The 15,228-nt window shown below is 69.1% G+C and carries 16 protein-coding genes; 1 reads left to right on the top strand and 15 read right to left on the bottom strand.

Going from position 1 to position 15,228, the window contains the following annotated elements; translation table 11 throughout:
* Nucleotides 1–22 precede the first annotated feature (22 nt).
* From JDV09_RS17080 to JDV09_RS17010, 15 genes are all read right to left on the bottom strand, one after another.
* The gene (locus JDV09_RS17080; RefSeq protein WP_221370411.1) at nt 23–739 is read right to left on the bottom strand and encodes an anti-sigma factor; all 717 of its coding nucleotides are present in this window, start codon (nt 737–739) and stop codon (nt 23–25) included.
* Entirely contained in the window at nt 736–1,311 is a 576-nt protein-coding gene (locus tag JDV09_RS17075; protein WP_221370410.1) for a sigma-70 family RNA polymerase sigma factor, read from the bottom strand. Before JDV09_RS17075 ends, JDV09_RS17080 begins: the two co-directional genes overlap by 4 nt.
* Before the next feature lie 2 nt (nt 1,312–1,313).
* Complete coding sequence (locus tag JDV09_RS17070) at nt 1,314–2,099, bottom strand: DUF1295 domain-containing protein (protein ID WP_221370329.1); 786 nt, start codon at nt 2,097–2,099, stop codon at nt 1,314–1,316.
* On the bottom strand, nt 2,100–3,371 hold the full coding sequence (locus JDV09_RS17065) for a class I SAM-dependent methyltransferase (protein WP_221370328.1): 1,272 nt from the start codon (nt 3,369–3,371) through the stop codon (nt 2,100–2,102).
* On the bottom strand, nt 3,368–4,099 hold the full coding sequence (locus tag JDV09_RS17060) for a DUF1365 domain-containing protein (RefSeq protein WP_221370327.1): 732 nt from the start codon (nt 4,097–4,099) through the stop codon (nt 3,368–3,370). The genes JDV09_RS17065 and JDV09_RS17060 overlap by 4 nt, the downstream gene beginning before the upstream one ends.
* The gene (locus JDV09_RS17055; protein WP_372452948.1) at nt 4,096–5,397 is read right to left on the bottom strand and encodes an NAD(P)/FAD-dependent oxidoreductase; all 1,302 of its coding nucleotides are present in this window, start codon (nt 5,395–5,397) and stop codon (nt 4,096–4,098) included. The genes JDV09_RS17060 and JDV09_RS17055 overlap by 4 nt, the downstream gene beginning before the upstream one ends.
* A gap of 130 nt (nt 5,398–5,527) precedes the next feature.
* Nucleotides 5,528–6,604, bottom strand: a complete 1,077-nt coding sequence (locus JDV09_RS17050; RefSeq protein ID WP_221370325.1) for a poly-gamma-glutamate hydrolase family protein — start codon at nt 6,602–6,604, stop codon at nt 5,528–5,530.
* Nucleotides 6,605–7,831: an Nramp family divalent metal transporter gene (locus JDV09_RS17045; RefSeq protein ID WP_308124150.1), complete on the bottom strand. Its 1,227-nt coding sequence runs from the start codon at nt 7,829–7,831 to the stop codon at nt 6,605–6,607.
* A gap of 112 nt (nt 7,832–7,943) precedes the next feature.
* Nucleotides 7,944–8,180: a hypothetical protein gene (locus tag JDV09_RS17040; RefSeq protein WP_221370324.1), complete on the bottom strand. Its 237-nt coding sequence runs from the start codon at nt 8,178–8,180 to the stop codon at nt 7,944–7,946.
* Between the two features lie 36 nt (nt 8,181–8,216).
* Nucleotides 8,217–8,348, bottom strand: coding sequence for a hypothetical protein (locus JDV09_RS27515; RefSeq protein ID WP_372452943.1), 132 nt, complete (start codon nt 8,346–8,348; stop codon nt 8,217–8,219).
* Between the two features lie 264 nt (nt 8,349–8,612).
* Nucleotides 8,613–8,843 carry a hypothetical protein gene (locus tag JDV09_RS17030; protein ID WP_221370322.1) on the bottom strand — a complete coding sequence of 77 codons (231 nt, stop codon included), beginning with the start codon at nt 8,841–8,843 and terminating at the stop codon, nt 8,613–8,615.
* Nucleotides 8,844–8,872: 29 nt separating this feature from the next.
* On the bottom strand, nt 8,873–9,958 hold the full coding sequence (locus tag JDV09_RS17025; protein ID WP_221370321.1) for an NAD(P)H-dependent amine dehydrogenase family protein: 1,086 nt from the start codon (nt 9,956–9,958) through the stop codon (nt 8,873–8,875).
* 11 nt (nt 9,959–9,969) lie between these two features.
* Nucleotides 9,970–10,761: an SDR family oxidoreductase gene (locus tag JDV09_RS17020; protein WP_221370320.1), complete on the bottom strand. Its 792-nt coding sequence runs from the start codon at nt 10,759–10,761 to the stop codon at nt 9,970–9,972.
* 108 nt (nt 10,762–10,869) lie between these two features.
* Entirely contained in the window at nt 10,870–11,775 is a 906-nt protein-coding gene (gene ku, locus JDV09_RS17015; protein WP_221370319.1) for a non-homologous end joining protein Ku, read from the bottom strand.
* Nucleotides 11,775–12,707, bottom strand: a complete 933-nt coding sequence (locus tag JDV09_RS17010; protein ID WP_221370318.1) for a carbohydrate kinase family protein — start codon at nt 12,705–12,707, stop codon at nt 11,775–11,777. The genes ku and JDV09_RS17010 overlap by 1 nt, the downstream gene beginning before the upstream one ends.
* Before the next feature lie 41 nt (nt 12,708–12,748).
* Here JDV09_RS17010 and JDV09_RS17005 point away from each other — a divergent pair, with 41 nt between their 5' ends.
* The gene (locus JDV09_RS17005) at nt 12,749–15,148 is read left to right on the top strand and encodes an ATP-dependent DNA ligase (RefSeq protein WP_221370408.1); all 2,400 of its coding nucleotides are present in this window, start codon (nt 12,749–12,751) and stop codon (nt 15,146–15,148) included.
* Nucleotides 15,149–15,228 lie beyond the last annotated feature (80 nt).

Here is a 15,228-nt window from a genome sequence, read left to right as displayed (position 1 = left end):
TCCGGCGGGCCGGATCGAATTTCTAGACCAGCGGCAGCCGCGCGAACACCGGGCTGGTGGGCTGCGCGGAGCCGCCCGGCGGTTCGACGGTGAACGCCAGCGACTCCGAGGAGCCGAGGTCGGGCAGCAAAGCGGTGGTCGACGGGGTGACCGAGTCCGGGCCCATCGTGCCCGCTGAGTGCGCTCCGTCGGCGTCGACCAACCACATCTGATAAACGGTGCCCTGCTGCGGCGGCGGCACGTTGTTCATCACGAGCACACCCGAATGCCGCTCGCGCGAGAACACCACCGTGGCGGTGCCGCCGCCGGGCAGATCTCCGGACACCGTGCGCACATCGGGCGCGGCGAACACCTGATCGGCCGTCGACGGCGCCGGCCCGGGCCGCAGCGCGACACCGATGCCGAGCGCGCCGAGGCCGATCGCGGCGACGGCCGCGGCGGCCAGTACGAGCCTGGTCCAGCGAGTCCCCTGCGGTGCCCGGCGTAGGGGGACCGGCTCGGTGGTGAGCCGGGTGAGGATCTCGTCCCGGAGGTGCGCGGGCGGTTCGACGGTCGTTGCGGCGGAGATGACGGCCATCGTCTCGCGCACCGCGCGCACCTCGGCCACGAACGTCTCCACCACGTCCGGGGGTGCGCCGGCGATTCGGCGGTCGACCTCGGCGGCTTCGGCAGCGGTCAGGGCGTGCAGCGCATACGGTGTGGCCAGCGACAGCAGGTCGGTAGCGGCGGGTCCGGTCATGAGACCCCCAGACATCGGCGCAGACCTCGGATCGCGTCGCGCATCCGGGATTTGACGGTCGCAAGGTTGGCCGACAAGCGTTCCGCCACCTGCGCGTAGGTCAGGCCGTCGTAGTACGCCATTTGGATGCATTCCCGTTGGGTGTCGGTCAGGCCGGCCAGGCAGTCGGTCACCTGGCGGCGTTCCTCGCTGAGGATCACCGCGTCGGCGACGTGGTCGGCCGGCGGTTCGACGTTGGCCGCGCCGTAGCGCGATTCCCGGGTGCTGGCGGCCTGCTCGGAGCGCACCCGGTCGACGGCACGGCGGTGCGCCAGCGTCAGCAGCCAGGCCAGCGGCGAGCCCGCCGACGGGTCATAGTCGGCCGCGTTGCGCCATACCTGCAGGTAGATGTCCTGGGTGGTCTCCTCGCTGTAGCCGGGGTCCCGCAGCACCCTGGTGACCAGGCCGTAGACGCGTGACCGGGTCTGGTCGTAGAAGGTCGCGAACGCGTCGACGTCCTGGCGGGCCACCTGGCGCAGCAGATGGTCGAGTTCGGCGGTCACGAGCGGTAGCCTAGCCACCAGGGTCGACATCGTCACGTTAATCGTAACTTCGGCGGTCGCGGGATGAAAAATGATGTACGCGAACAGTATTCGCTGAATCCCGGCCTGTCTGCCATCAGCTTTTCGGTGAGCCGGCCGCCGGTCGCGTAGGCGAGGAAGTACGTCATCAGGACGGGGGAGGCCACCGTTACCAGGGATATCCAGCCGGTGAACGCGACCAGCCACAGCCCCCACCACACGCACGCGTCACCGAAGTAGTTCGGGTGCCGTGTCCACGCCCACAGGCCACGGTCCATGATCGCACCGCGGTGGGCCGGATCGGCCTTGAAGCGCCGCAGCTGGTGGTCGCCGACCGCCTCGAAGGTCAGGCCGAGCATCCAGACCGCCACGCCCGCGATCAGTACGGGTAGCAGCACCGCCGGTGTGGGGCCCAGGACGGCCGACACCTGCAGCGGAAGCGAGATGAACCAGCCGGCCAATGCCTGAACGACGAAGATCCGGCGGATCACGTTTCCGGCGGAGAAGTCGTTGCGCAGCAGAGCCCGGTAGCGGGGATCCTCGCCCTTGCCCGCCGACTTGCCGACCATGTGCCACGCCAGCCGGAGTCCCCAGACCGCCACCAGTGCCAGCAGCAGCAGGCGCCTGAGGGGATCGCCGTCGCCGATGGCCGCGCAGACGGCGGCCACGGCGACGAAACCCAGCCCCCAGGTGACGTCGACGACGTTGTAGCGGCCGATCCTGCGGCCCACGGCGAACGTGATGGCGTGCACCAGTACCAGGATCGCAAGGGAGGCAACGGAAACCGCGAGAAACGACATCTAGGGCCCTCCCGTCGGCGCGAAGGTCCACTGGTAGACGTCGAGGTAGCCGGACCGGAACCCGGCCTCCGAGTAGGCCAGATACAGCTCCCACATCCGGTGGAAGACGTCGTCGAAACCCAACGCCGCCACCGCGTCCCGCCGCTGCACGAATCGCTCGCGCCACAGCCGCAGCGTCGCGGCGTAGTGGGGGCGAAGCGAGAGCATGTCGACGGTGCGGAGCCGGGTCTGGCCTTCGGTGATCCCGATGATCGCCTCGGTGGACGGGATCAGGCCACCCGGGAAGATGTACTTCTGGATCCAGGTGTGGGTGTTGCGGCTGGCCATCATCCGGTCGTGCGGCATGGTGATCGCCTGGATCGCGACCCGCCCCCCGGGCGCGACGAGGCGATCCAGCGCGGCGAAGTAGGTGGGCCAGAACCGATAACCCACCGCCTCGATCATCTCAACGGACACCACGGCGTCGTAGCTGCCGTCCACATCGCGGTAGTCGCGCAGCTCGATGTCGACCCGGTCGGCCAGGCCCGCGGCGGCGACCCGCGCGGTGGCCAGCCGCTGCTGCTCGGCCGACAGGGTGACCGAGCGTACCCGCGCTCCGCGCGCGGCGGCGCGCAGGCACAGCTCGCCCCAGCCGGTCCCGATCTCGAGCACGGTGCTGCCGGGGCCCACCCGGGCGGCGTCGAGCAGCCGGTCGATCTTGCGATGCTGCGCGTCGGGCAGGTCCGGCCAGCTGGCCGGTAGCGAGCCGAACCACGCGCTCGAGTAGGTCATCGTCTCGTCCAGGAACTCTGCGAACAGGTCGTTGGACAGGTCGTAGTGCTCGGACACGTTGCGGCGGGCCTGCGCGATGCTGTTGTGCTGCGAGCGGGGTTGACGCACCACCGCCAGCGGCCGGAAGCGTTGCAGCACAGGGGGGATGAGTTCGGCCAGGCGCTTGCCGAACTCGGTCAGCAGGCCGGCCGGGTCGGTCGAGGTCCAGTCTCCGGCCATGTAGGACTCGCCGAAGCCGATCAGGCCGTACCGGCCGACCCGCCGGACCAGCGCCTGCGGCCGGTGCACCACCATGGTGGGCAGGGTCGGATCGGCGGCGCCGATCAGCGTGCCGTCGGGGTAGACCACCCGGATCGGCAGCCTGGCCGCGGCACGGCGGAACAGCCGGTCGGCGATCGCGCCGGCGGCGCCGGCCAGTGGGCCGCGGGGGGCTCTGGTGACCGCCGGCCATAGACCTGGATCGACTGGCGCAGTGGACGTTCCGGCAATGTCTATGGTCACAGTTGGTCCACCTTCTCTCGTTGGGCAGTTGGGCGGGGCACCACCGGAACCCGGCGCAACCACAGCAGGATTCCCTGCACCCGGATGCCGAGCGCGTTCATCAGCGGGGCCAACGGGGCGACGAACTGCATCGCGACGATCTGCTTCACACCGGCGGGCCGGCGATTGCCGCTCAAGGTGGCCACGAAGGGGGGCTGGCCGCTGCGGTGCAATGAGATCCGGATATCCAGCCGTTCGCCGGGTTGTGGCGCGTGAACCAGGTAGTGGCCGTCGACGTCGTTGAACGGTGACACGTAGAACTTCTTGGACACCATCGCCGGCCGGTCGCCCGACGGCGGCAGCAGGTAGGCGTGCCGTCCGCCGTAGGTGTTGTGTACCTCGGCGATCACGTAGCGCAGCACCCCGCGCTCGTCATGGCACCAGAACAGGCTCAGCGGGTTGAACACGTAGCCGAGCACCCGGGGCTGGAACAGCGCCGTGATACGGCCACCGGCGAGGTCGACGCCGCGGTCGGCCAGGAACGCCTCCGCACGGGCGCGTAACGTGTCGCCGTCGGTTCCGGACAGGTGGTCACGGGCGTCGAACCTGGCGAACGGCCGAAGCCACGCGGGCAGCCGGGGCAGCGCGTCGAGGTCGACGAACCAGCTGTAGCTGCGGTGTTCGAAGTGGTGGTGCACCGGAGCGCGCCTCAGGTGGGTGATCCGAGTGCGGTACAAAGCCGTGGTCAAGCCATCACCGCCTCGGGCTGTGCGCCCGCGGCCGGCCAGTCGGCGCCGAGGGCGCGTGCCGCGCGCAGGCCCGACGCCGCTCCGTCCTCGTGGAAGCCCCAGCCGTGGTAGGCGCCGGCATAGACCACTTTTTCGTCGTTCAGCAACGGAAGGAGCTGTTGTGCGGCAACGGATTCTGTGGTGTACATCGGGTGGTCGTAGGTCATCTCGGCGATCACCGCGGCGGGGTCGACGACATCGTGTCCGCCGAGTGTGACCACGAACCGGCGCGGTCCGTCGAGGCGCATCAGCCGGGTGATGTCGTAGCTGACGACCACGCGGTCGTCACGGTCGGTCATCAGGTAGTTCCACGATGCCCGCGCGCGGCGGTGGCGCGGCAGCACCGATTCGTCGGTGTGCAACTGGGCGAGGTTCGACGAGTAGGGCATCGCGCCGAGCACCGCGCGCTCGGCGGGGGTCGGTTCGGCGAGCATGAGCAGCGCCTGATCGGGGTGGCAGGCGATCACGGCGGCGTCGAACGACGCCGGAGCGCAACCGCGGGCGGTGACCTCGACGCCGGTGGCGGTGCGGAGCACCGAGGTGACCGCGGCGGAGGTGCGGATCTCGGCGATGTGGCCGGCGACGGCGTCGACATAGGTGGCCGATCCGTTCGTCACGGTGCGCCACGTCGGTGAGCCGAACACCGACAGCATCCCGTGGTGTTCGAGGAACACGAACAGATAGCGCGCCGGGTAGCGCATCGCATCCCCGGGCGGGCAGGACCACACGGCGGCGACCAGGGGTGTCATGAAGTTGTCGACGAAATAGCCGGAGAAGCCGTGCCGGTCCAGGAACGCGCCCAGGCTCTCCTGGTCGCGCGTCTCGTCGTGATTGCGCAACAGTCTGGTGGCCGCACCGTGGAATCGCTTGACCTCGGCGAGCATCCGCAGGTATCGCGGCCGGGTCAGCGACGACGGGGTGGGGAACAGTCCGCCGAGGCCGCGTGCACCCGCGTACTCCAGCCCGCTGCGGTCGTCGCGGACCGACATCGACATGTCGGTCTCCTGGGTGGCGATCCCCAGTTCGTCGAAGAGCCGGCACAGCGTGGGATAGGTGCGATCGTTGTGCACCAGAAACGCGCTGTCGAGGGCGACGACCCGGCCGTCGCCCCGGTCGACGTGATGGGTGTGGGCGTGCCCGCCGATGCGGGTGTCCGCTTCGAACAGGGTGACGCGGTCGCGCCCGGACAGGACATAGGCGGCCACCAGGCCCGCCACGCCTCCTCCGATGACCGCGACGGAACGCTGACCTGAATGAATGGCTTCCACGTACGGGTATTCGGAGCGAGGTGGCGCGCGGATGGGTGCCGGGCGTGCGGGGTCAGCAGGTCAGTGTCGCGACCATGATCGTGCGGCCGCGGATGGGTGCCGGGCGTGCGGGGTCAGCAGGTCAGTGTCGCGACCATGATCGTGCGGCCGCGGCCAGGCCCTGTACCAGCGCGGCGGTGGCCGGCGACAGGCCGTCGTCATCCGGTGGACGGCTGCGGGGACTGATGCCGCGGACCCGGGCGGGCAGCTCGAGCTGAGCACCGCCGTCGCGCGTCCGGTTGACGGGGTTGTCGGGGTGCAGTCCGCGCAGCTCACGAGGGATCGCATCGAGATCGGTGACGACGTGGTAGCCGGGTACGTCGATGTGCTGTGCCAGGTGTTCGGCGAGGTTGCGGTGCCCGCCGCCGGCGAGCAGATGGGTGCTTCGGCCCAGTCGGCCGTAACCGTGCAGGGACACCGCGGCGTCGACGTGCGCGAGGAACCCGGCCAGCTGCGCCGACTCGGCCGGATCGTAGAGCGCCGAGGCGAGGTGGTGCGGGTAGTGGTCGGGGTGGCGTACGACGTACACCGACGCGCCGGCGGCGTCGGCGGCGCGTTCGGCGATGACGTCGGTCATCTGCTCCAGGCCGCCGCCGTGGATGGCAAGGAATCCGAACCGGGACCGCAGCGTGCTGTGCTCGCTGACGGCCGGGTCGGCAAGCAGTTGCGAAAGGCTCTGTGGTGCAACGGATCCAGTTCCTGCCGGGCGTTGCGGCCAACGGCTGGGATCCCAGCGCTCGAGGAACTCGATCCACCGCCGCGGCAGCCCGTGGTGGCGTGCACCGTCGAGGATGCGCTCGAGGTAGCCGGGCCGGGGCGGCCCGGGCTCGACGCGGTGGTCGATGTAGACCCACGCCGTGGCGGGTCCGTGTTCGGTGTGCACCGTCAGCTCGTCGCGTCGGTAGCGCAGCGGCACGCCCTCCGCGCTGTCCAGCGTCGCGAGGTCGCGATCGGACAGCTGCCAGATCACCCCGTGCACCTCGCCGCCGGAGAATCGTTCGACGGTGGCCACCCCGCGTTCGTTGATGAGCCAGTCGTGGTCTGCCAACTTCGCGGGTCGCGGGTCGACCGCATCCGGGCACCGTTGCGCCATCTGCCGCACGCACAGGTTGGACCCGTACGCGAAGTAGGTGTGCGGCCCGGACCGCCGATCGGCCATTCAGCTCGCGAACGTCAGGTAGATCAGCACCACATTGAGCAGCGTAATCAGTCCGGCAACGATCCACCCGAGAGCGGTGGTGACCCGGTGGTTCACGTCGGCGCCCATCAGGCCCGAATCGGCGGTGATCCGGATCAGCGGGATCAGCGCGAACGGGATGCCGAACGACAGCACTACCTGCGACAACACCAGCGCGCGGCTGGGGTCGATGCCGATGGCCAGGACCACCAGCGCGGGCAACAGCGTGATGAGACGGCGCGCCAGCAACGGCACCGACTTGCGCAGCAAACCCTGCATGATCATCGCCCCGGCGTAGGCGCCGACCGACGAGGATGCCAGCCCGGACGCCAGCAGGCCGATCGCGAAGAGCAGCGCCACGGTGTGGCCGAGGGTGCCCTGTACCGCGTCGTAGGCGCCCTCGATCGAGTCGGTGTTCGTCATTCCCTGCAGGTTGGTGGCCGCCACCAGCAGCATCGCCAGGTTCACCGCGCCGGCGATCAACATCGCGACCCCGACGTCCCATCTGGTGGCGCGCAACAACCGGCGCCGGGGCAGGCCGGGGGCGGGGTGGCCATGCCGGTCGCGGGCCAGGCCGGAGTGCAGATACACCGCGTGTGGCATCACGGTGGCGCCGAGCATCGCGGCGGCCAGCAGCACGCTTTCGGTGCCGCCGAACCTGGGCACCAGGCCCGCGGCCGTATCGGCGAGCGGTGGCGGCGCGGCGACCAGGCTGGTGAGGAACCCGACCGCGATGATGAGCAGCAGCCCGGTGATGACGTGTTCGAACATCCGCTGACCGCGCCGGTCCTTGACCACCAGCAGGCCCAGCGACACCGCCCCGGTGATCACACCGCCGAGCAGCAGCGGCAGATCGAACAGCAGGTACAACGCGATCGCACCGCCGACGACCTCGGCGAGATCCGTTGCCATCGCCACCAGTTCGGCCTGCACCCAGTAGGCCAGCCGGCTCGGCCGGCCCATCCGGGCGGCGACGGCCTCCGGCAGCGAGTGGCCGGTGACCAGGCCGAGTTTCGCCGAGAGGTACTGCACCAGGCACGCCATCAGGTTCGCGACGACGATGACCCAGACCAGCAGGAAGCCGAACTGCGCGCCGGCACTGACGTTGGCGGCGACGTTGCCCGGGTCGACGTAGGCGATCGCCGCGACGAACGCCGGGCCGAGTAGCATCCAGCCGGGCCGCGCCCGCGGTTCGACGTCCTGCGCCACCGCACCCCCTTCCCTATCCGGCAATACGAATAGAAAAGTTAGGGTAGCCGAAAACTTCCGGGCGGGCCAGCACCTTCACCGCGCAGCACCGCTGCGGTCTGCGCTGGGCCTGTTACTGCGGGCCGAAGCCGAACCCACCGTAGATCGGCCAGCCGCCACCGCCGTACCAGCCACCGAAGTTCCACGGCGGTGGTTGGGTGGTCAGCTGGGTGCTGCCGTTGGTCTCGCAGTACGTCACCGTCGGTCCGACGTCGGTGCACCGCGGCGCCGCCCCCGCCGGTGGGGCGAGGCCCACGGCCACGGCCGCACCCGTGAGCGCGAGAACCACGCAGCGCACAGGGGTCTTCATGATCGCCCCGATCTCAGATGCCGGTGCGGAAACCGGTCAGAGGACGTACATCCCGTAGTCCCACGGGAACATGCCGCCGCCGTACCACGGCTGTGCGTAGGCCGGAGGGGTGGAGCTGATCTGTGCGTTGCCCGGGGACTCGCACACCGTGGTGGCGCCACCCTGCATTCCACCTCCGGAGCTGGTCTGCTCACAACTCGGTTGAGCGAGAGCGGCTGGTGCGGCGGCGATTGCGACCGAAGCACCGCCCGCAACGAGTAGAGCGGCAATGGCGCTCAAGCGAGCCTTCATGTTCTCAATCCTTCCAGCGGGTGTCGGCACCCAGCGTACAGCTGTTTCCCAGTTGAGGGAGGTAGCTCCGGCGCCGCGAAAATCCCCGGCGCAGCATCGATCACCAACGACCAGAGGCGATTCACGGGAATCCGACGGACATCATTCGACGTGGAAGCCATCGGTGCCGCCGCCCCAATATCCGGGTGGCATGATGTCCGGCCAGCCGGCGTCGATGTGGGTGTCTCCGGTCGACTCGCAGGTACCGACGTCAGCCTGTTGACCTCCGTGAACCGCCTGATCGCAGCTCGGCTCCGCGAGAGCGCTGGGCGCGGCGGCGATGGCCGCTGCAGCGCTCAGCGCGGCAAGCAGGATGGCAATGCGGGCCGTCATTTCGTGTCCTGTTCTGTACGGGTGCGCCGTCAACCAGCGTATAGGCCGGTCGCCGTCAGCGTGGGCAGATCGAGCGTGGTCACGATGCCCGGCGAGGCATCGAGAACGGCCGGGATCGCGTTGACGACGCGGGCCGCCGTCGCGACCAGCCCGGCGTGGTTGTGGTCGCCGTTGGGACTGCTCAGGCACAGGTCGAGGGCGTAGGACGGTTCGCCGGTGATCTCGATCCGGTACGAGCCGCCGTGCTGGGCCGGCTGTGGCCAGTCCGGGCACAGATCGTCGCGCAACCGGGTCACGTGTTCGAGTACGACGGCGACGTTGCCGTCTTTGATGCCGCGCACCTCGAATCGGATCGCGGCGGTGGTGCCCTCGGCGATCGGGCCGGCCGCGATGTCGAAGTCCCCGGGGGCGGGCACCCGTACGTGGGTCTCGGTGACCTCGTCGAGTTCGATCCCGAGCCCGGCCGCCAACTGCCGGACCACCGAACCCCAGGCCAGGCTCAGCACGCCCGGCTGCAGCAGCATGGGCGTCTCGGCCATGTCGCCGCCGAAGCCCATCACGTCGAACATCACCGACGCGCTGTCGTAGGTGTCGTAGTTGACGATCTCCATGCAGCGGATCTGCTGGATGCTCTGGCAGGTGCCGGCCAGCGCCAGCGGCAACAGATCATTCGCGAAACCGGGGTCGATGCCATTGACGAATATGGTCGAAGAGCCGTTCTTGGCGGCCTCCTCGATCGGGGCGATCATCTCGGCGGGCAACACCCGCCACGGGTACTGCAGGAACACCGCGCTGCTGCCGACGACGTTGATTCCCGCGGCCAGGATGCGGCGGTAGTCCTCGAGCGCCTCGGCCAGCCGGTTGTCGGCCAGCGCGGTGTAGACCACGCAGGCGGGATGGGTGGCGAGTACCGCGTCGAGGTCGGTGGTCGCCAGCACCCCGGTCGAATTCGCCAGTCCCGCAAGCTCGGCGGCGTCCCGGCCCGCCTTGGCCGCCGAGGACACCCACACCGCGGTGAGCTCGAACCGGGGATCGGTGATCAGCTGTGCCAAAGCGTGTCGTCCGACGTTTCCGGTCCCGATGGCGGCGACACGGATAGGGCTGGGGATGGCCATGATGTCGTCCTCTACAGGTCGGGAATCGGGAGGTCGAGGTTGGGGAAGGTGATGCCGCCGTCGACTTCGAGCGTCTTGCCGGTCAGGTAGCCCCCGGCGGGGGATGCGAGATAGACCGCGGCTGCGGCGATGTCGAGCGGATCGCCCAGCCGCCGCAGCGGGGTGGCCTGTTCCATCGGGGTGCGCAGTTCCTCGTTGCCGGCCACGATGTCCAGCGCCGAGGTCAGGATCGAGCCCGGCGCGATCGCGTTCACCCGGATGCGGGGTGCCAGGTCGAGCGCCGAGAGCCGGGTGTAGTGCGCGAGCGCCGCCTTGGCGGTGCCGTAGGCCGCGAAACCCCGCCCGGCCAGGCGGCCCATCGTGGAGGTGATGTTGATGATGCTGCCCCCGCCCGAGTGCTCCAGCATCAACGGCGCCGCCGCGACCGTCAGCGCGTGCGCGGTGGACACATTGAACGTGAACGCGTCGCGCATGTCCTTCGCCGAGGTGTCCAGCAGCGGTGCGGGCATGGTGCCCCCGACGTTGTTGACGACGACGTCTAGTTTGCCGAAGGCCTCGACGGCCTGCGCCGCGAGCGCGGCGGTCTGCTCCGGGTGGGCCAGGTCGGCGACCACGATGTGGGCCCGGCAGCCGGTGGCGGCCACCTGCGCGGCGACCTCTTCGAGCTGCGCACGGGTGCGGGCGGCAATGAGCACGTCAGCGCCGGCTTCGGCGAACGCCACGGCCGTCGCGGCCCCCAGACCCCGGCCCGCGCCGGTCACCACCGCAACCCGATCGTCGAGTCGGAACCTGTCGAGAATCACGGGCGCCACCGTAACAAGAACCTGTTCTAGTTCGGCGCGGTTTCTGTGCAGGGATCCGATGCGGAGGTTGGTGACCGGGCTACTTCTTCGGGGGCGCCTCTTCGCTGGCTACTTCTTGGCGGGTGCTTTCCTGGCGGCCGTCTTCTTGGCGGCGGGTGATTTCGACGGCGCCTTCTTGGCGGCGGCTTTCTCGGCCGGCGTCCTCTCGGCGGGGGCGGCCTGCTCCCGGCGCGCCTTCACGCTGGCCTCGAGCTTGGCCAACAGATCGGACACGTCTTCGGTCTCGTCGAGTTCCTGCGGTTCCTCCTCGGTGGCGAACGCCTCACCACCGTCGAGCTTGGCCTGGATCAGCTCGTGCAACTGCTCCTGGTAGTCGTCGTGATAGCGGTCTGGCTTGAAGTCGTCGGTCATCGAGTCGACCACCTGGCCGGCCATCTTCAGCTCGGCCGGCTTGATCTCGACCTCTTTGTCCAGCACGGGGAAGTCCGGGTCGCGGATCTCGTCGGGCCACAGCAGGGTGTGGATGACCATGACGTCTCGCTTGCTGAAATCCTTGACCCGCAGCGCGGCCAGGCGGGTCTTGTTGCGCAGGGCGAAGTGGACGATGGCGACCCGGTCCGTTTCCATCAACGTCTTGGCAAGCAGCACATAGGACTTCGTCGACTTGCCCTCCGGCTCGAGGAAGTAGCTGCGGTCGTACATCAGCGGATCGAGGTCGCCGGCGGGCACGAATTCGAGCACCTCGATCTCGCGGCTGCGTTCCTCGGGCAGGGTCGCGATGTCGTCGTCGGTGATGATCACGGTCTGGCCGTCGTCGGAGTCGTACGCGCGTGCGATGTCGCGGTATTCGACGATCTCCCCGCACACCTCGCACACCCGCTTGTACCGGATACGGCCGTTGTCCTTGGCGTGCACCTGGTGGAACTTGATGTCGTGGTCCTCGGTGGCGCTGTAGACCTTCACCGGTACGTTGACCAGGCCGAAGGCGATCGAACCCTTCCAGATGGATCGCATCAGCCCAGTATGTCCGATGAACCGGCCGCGACCATCCGGTCGCGATCGGGCAGGTCGGCGCCCGCCCGAGTCACGGTCAGCGCCGCCGCCAGCGAGGCGGTGCGCACCGCGCCGTTCAACGTGTCCACCCCGATGGCGGCCAGCGCAGGCCGTCGGTGCGCCCCGAGCAGATCGCGGGTCCACAGCGCGTCGATCAGCCCGGTCATGAACGCGTCGCCCGCGCCCACGGTGTCCACCACGTCCACATCCATGGCGGGTACCCGCACGGATCCGGCCGCACACATCGCCAGTGCGCCGTCTGCGCCCATCGTCACGACGACGATCGACGGCCCCAGCGCTAGCCACGCGCCGGCGATCTGCTCGACCGTGCGGGTCGGGTCGATCCAGCGCAGATCCTCGTCGCTGGCCTTCACCACGTCTGCCTTCTCGAGCAATCGGTCGATGCGCGCGCGGGCCGAGTCGGCATCGTCGATCAGCGCCGGGCGCACGTTCGGGTCGAACGTGAAGGTGGCCGACGGCAGGTAGGTGTCGACCAGGGCGGCGGCGGCCAGGCAGCCGGGCTCGAGCACGGTGGCGATCGACCCGGTGTGCACCACCAGCGGTGGCGCCACCTGCGGAGTGCCGCTGAGTCGCCAGTCGATGTCGAACAGGTAGGAGGCCGATCCCGCGTCGTCCAATTGCGCCCGTGCGGTCGCGGTGCGTGCCGCGTCCTGGCTGCCGGGAACAATTTGCACACCAGAGGATTCGACGTACTCGCGGATGCGGTGGCCGTACTCGTCGGGGCCGATGTGGGTCAGGAAGTCGACGTCGCGGCCCAGCCGGGCCAGCCCGACGGCCACGTTGAGCGGGCTGCCCCCGACATGTTCGCCGGTGACCCGCCCGCCCCGCTCGACAATGTCGATCAACGCCTCGCCGATGACCAGTGCCCTCACCGTATCGACGCTACCGGGGCCTGCACCTTGGATACTGGGGAATCGTGGAGCGCTATGACCGGGTGAAACTGACGAACCCGGACAAGGTGCTGTATCCGGCCACCGGCACCACCAAGCTGGAGGTGTTCGAGTACTACCTCGCGGTCGCCGCGGCGATGTTGCCGCACATCGCCGGTCGCCCGGTGACGCGCAAGCGATGGCCCAATGGCGTGGCGGCGGCGTCGTTCTTCGAGAAGCAGCTCGCCTCGTCGGCGCCGGACTGGCTCGACCGCGGCACGATCGCGCACAAGTCGGGTGCCACCACCTACCCCATCATCGACACGGTCGAGGGGCTGGCGTGGATCGCGCAGCAGGCCGCGTTGGAGGTGCACGTCCCGCAGTGGCGGTTCGTGTCGGGCGGGCGAAGCGGGGTGGGCAAAGAGTCGGGCGGGCGAAGCGGGGTGGGCAAAGAGTCGGGCGGGCGAAGCGGGGCGGGCAAAGAGTCGGGCGGGCGAAGCGGGGTGGGCAATGACTCGGGCCGGGTGGGACCGGCGACGCGAATCGTGTTCGACCTGGACCCGGGCGAGGGCGTCGCGATGAGTCAGCTGTGCGAGGTGGCGCGTGCGGTGCGTGATCTGATCGCCGACATCGGCCTGCGCACCTTCCCGCTGACCAGCGGCAGCAAGGGTCTGCACCTGTATGTGCCGCTTGGCGAGCCGGTCAGTTCACGCGGGGCGTCGGTGCTGGCCAAACGCGTGGCCCAGCAACTGGAACAGGCCATGCCCACTCAGGTCACCGCAACCATGACCAAGAGCCTGCGCGCCGGAAAGGTGTTCGTCGACTGGAGTCAGAACAACGCAAACAAGACCACGATCGCACCCTATTCGCTTCGGGGGCAACCACATCCGACGGTGGCCGCGCCGCGGACCTGGGACGAGCTCGACGACCCGCAGCTGCGTCATCTGACCTACGCCGAGGTGCTCGACCGGGTCGGGTCCGATGGCGATCTGCTCGCCGAACTCGACGAGACGATGGCGGTGCCCGATCGGCTCACGGCGTACCGCAGCATGCGCGACACCGCCAAGACGCCCGAACCGGTCCCCGCGGACGCGCCGACGGTGGGCGGCAACGACAGGTTCGTGATCCAGGAGCATCACGCCCGGCGGCTGCACTACGACTTCCGACTGGAACGCGATGGCGTGCTGGTGAGTTGGGCGGTGCCGAAGAACCTGCCGGACTCTCCGTCGGTCAACCACCTGGCGGTGCACACCGAGGACCATCCGATGGAGTACCTGACCTTCTCCGGCGAGATCCCCAAGGGTGAATACGGTGGCGGTCAGGTCCACATCTGGGACACCGGCACCTACGAGGCCGAGAAGTTCCGCGACAACCCACCGGACGGACCCGACAAGGGCGGCGAGGTCATCGTCACCCTGCACGGGCAGAAGGTCGAGGGCAGGTACGCGCTGATCCAGACGGACGGCAAGAATTGGCTTGCCCACCGGATGAAGGAGCAGCAGCACCCCACCGTCGCCGATCTGTCCCCGATGTTGGCGACCGAGGGTTCGGCGAGCCGACTGACCAAGGCGCAGTGGGCCTTCGAAGGCAAATGGGACGGCTACCGGCTGCTGGTGGAAGCCGACCACGGACGCCTGACGCTGCGGTCGCGCCGGGGTCGCGACGTCACCGGCGAGTACCCGCAACTGCAGGCGCTGGGCGCCGATCTCGCCGATCACCACGTGATCCTCGACGGCGAGGTGGTCGCGCTCGACGAATCCGGTGTGCCGAGCTTCGCCGAGATGCAGAACCGTGCCACGTCCTCCCGCGTCGAGTTCTGGGCGTTCGACATCCTCCACCTCGACGGTCGATCGTTGTTGCGCGCCAAGTACTCCGACCGGCGACGGCTGCTGGAGGCGCTCGCCGAGGGCGGGGACGTGATCGTGCCGGACGTGATCGACGCCGACGACGGCGCCGAAGCGGTGGAGATCGCGCGGTCGAAACGCTGGGAGGGGGTCATCGCCAAGAAGCGTGACTCCACCTACCAGCCCGGCCGACGGTCGTCGTCGTGGATCAAGGACAAGATCTGGAGCACTCAGGAAGTCGTCATCGGGGGGTGGCGCGCGGGCACCGGGGGCAGAACCAGCGGCATCGGCGCCCTGCTGCTCGGTATCCCCGACCCGGATGCTGCGGCCGGCGGCCTCAGCTTTGTCGGCCGGGTGGGCACCGGCTTCACCGAAAAGCAGCTCGACTCGCTGCGCAAGACGCTGGAGCCGCTGCAGAGCGACGAATCCCCTTTCGCTACTGCGCTTCCGAAGCAGGACGCCCAGGGCGTCACGTTCGTGCGGCCGGAGCTGGTCGGCGAGGTCCGCTACAGCGAACGCACCGGTGACGGGCGGTTGCGGCAGCCGAGCTGGCGGGGGCTACGTCCGGACAAGGAGCCCGCCGACGTCAGGTGGGAATAGCGCGTTACACCTGGGTGCCGCGGCGAACCGGGTTTGTCGGTGGTCGAATGTATGTTCGAGTCATGTCGAGGGAGGCTCTG

Source organism: Mycolicibacterium xanthum (assembly GCF_019710635.1).
Lineage (GTDB): Bacteria > Actinomycetota > Actinomycetes > Mycobacteriales > Mycobacteriaceae > Mycobacterium > Mycobacterium xanthum.
This window is presented reverse-complemented; position numbering and strand designations above follow the sequence as displayed.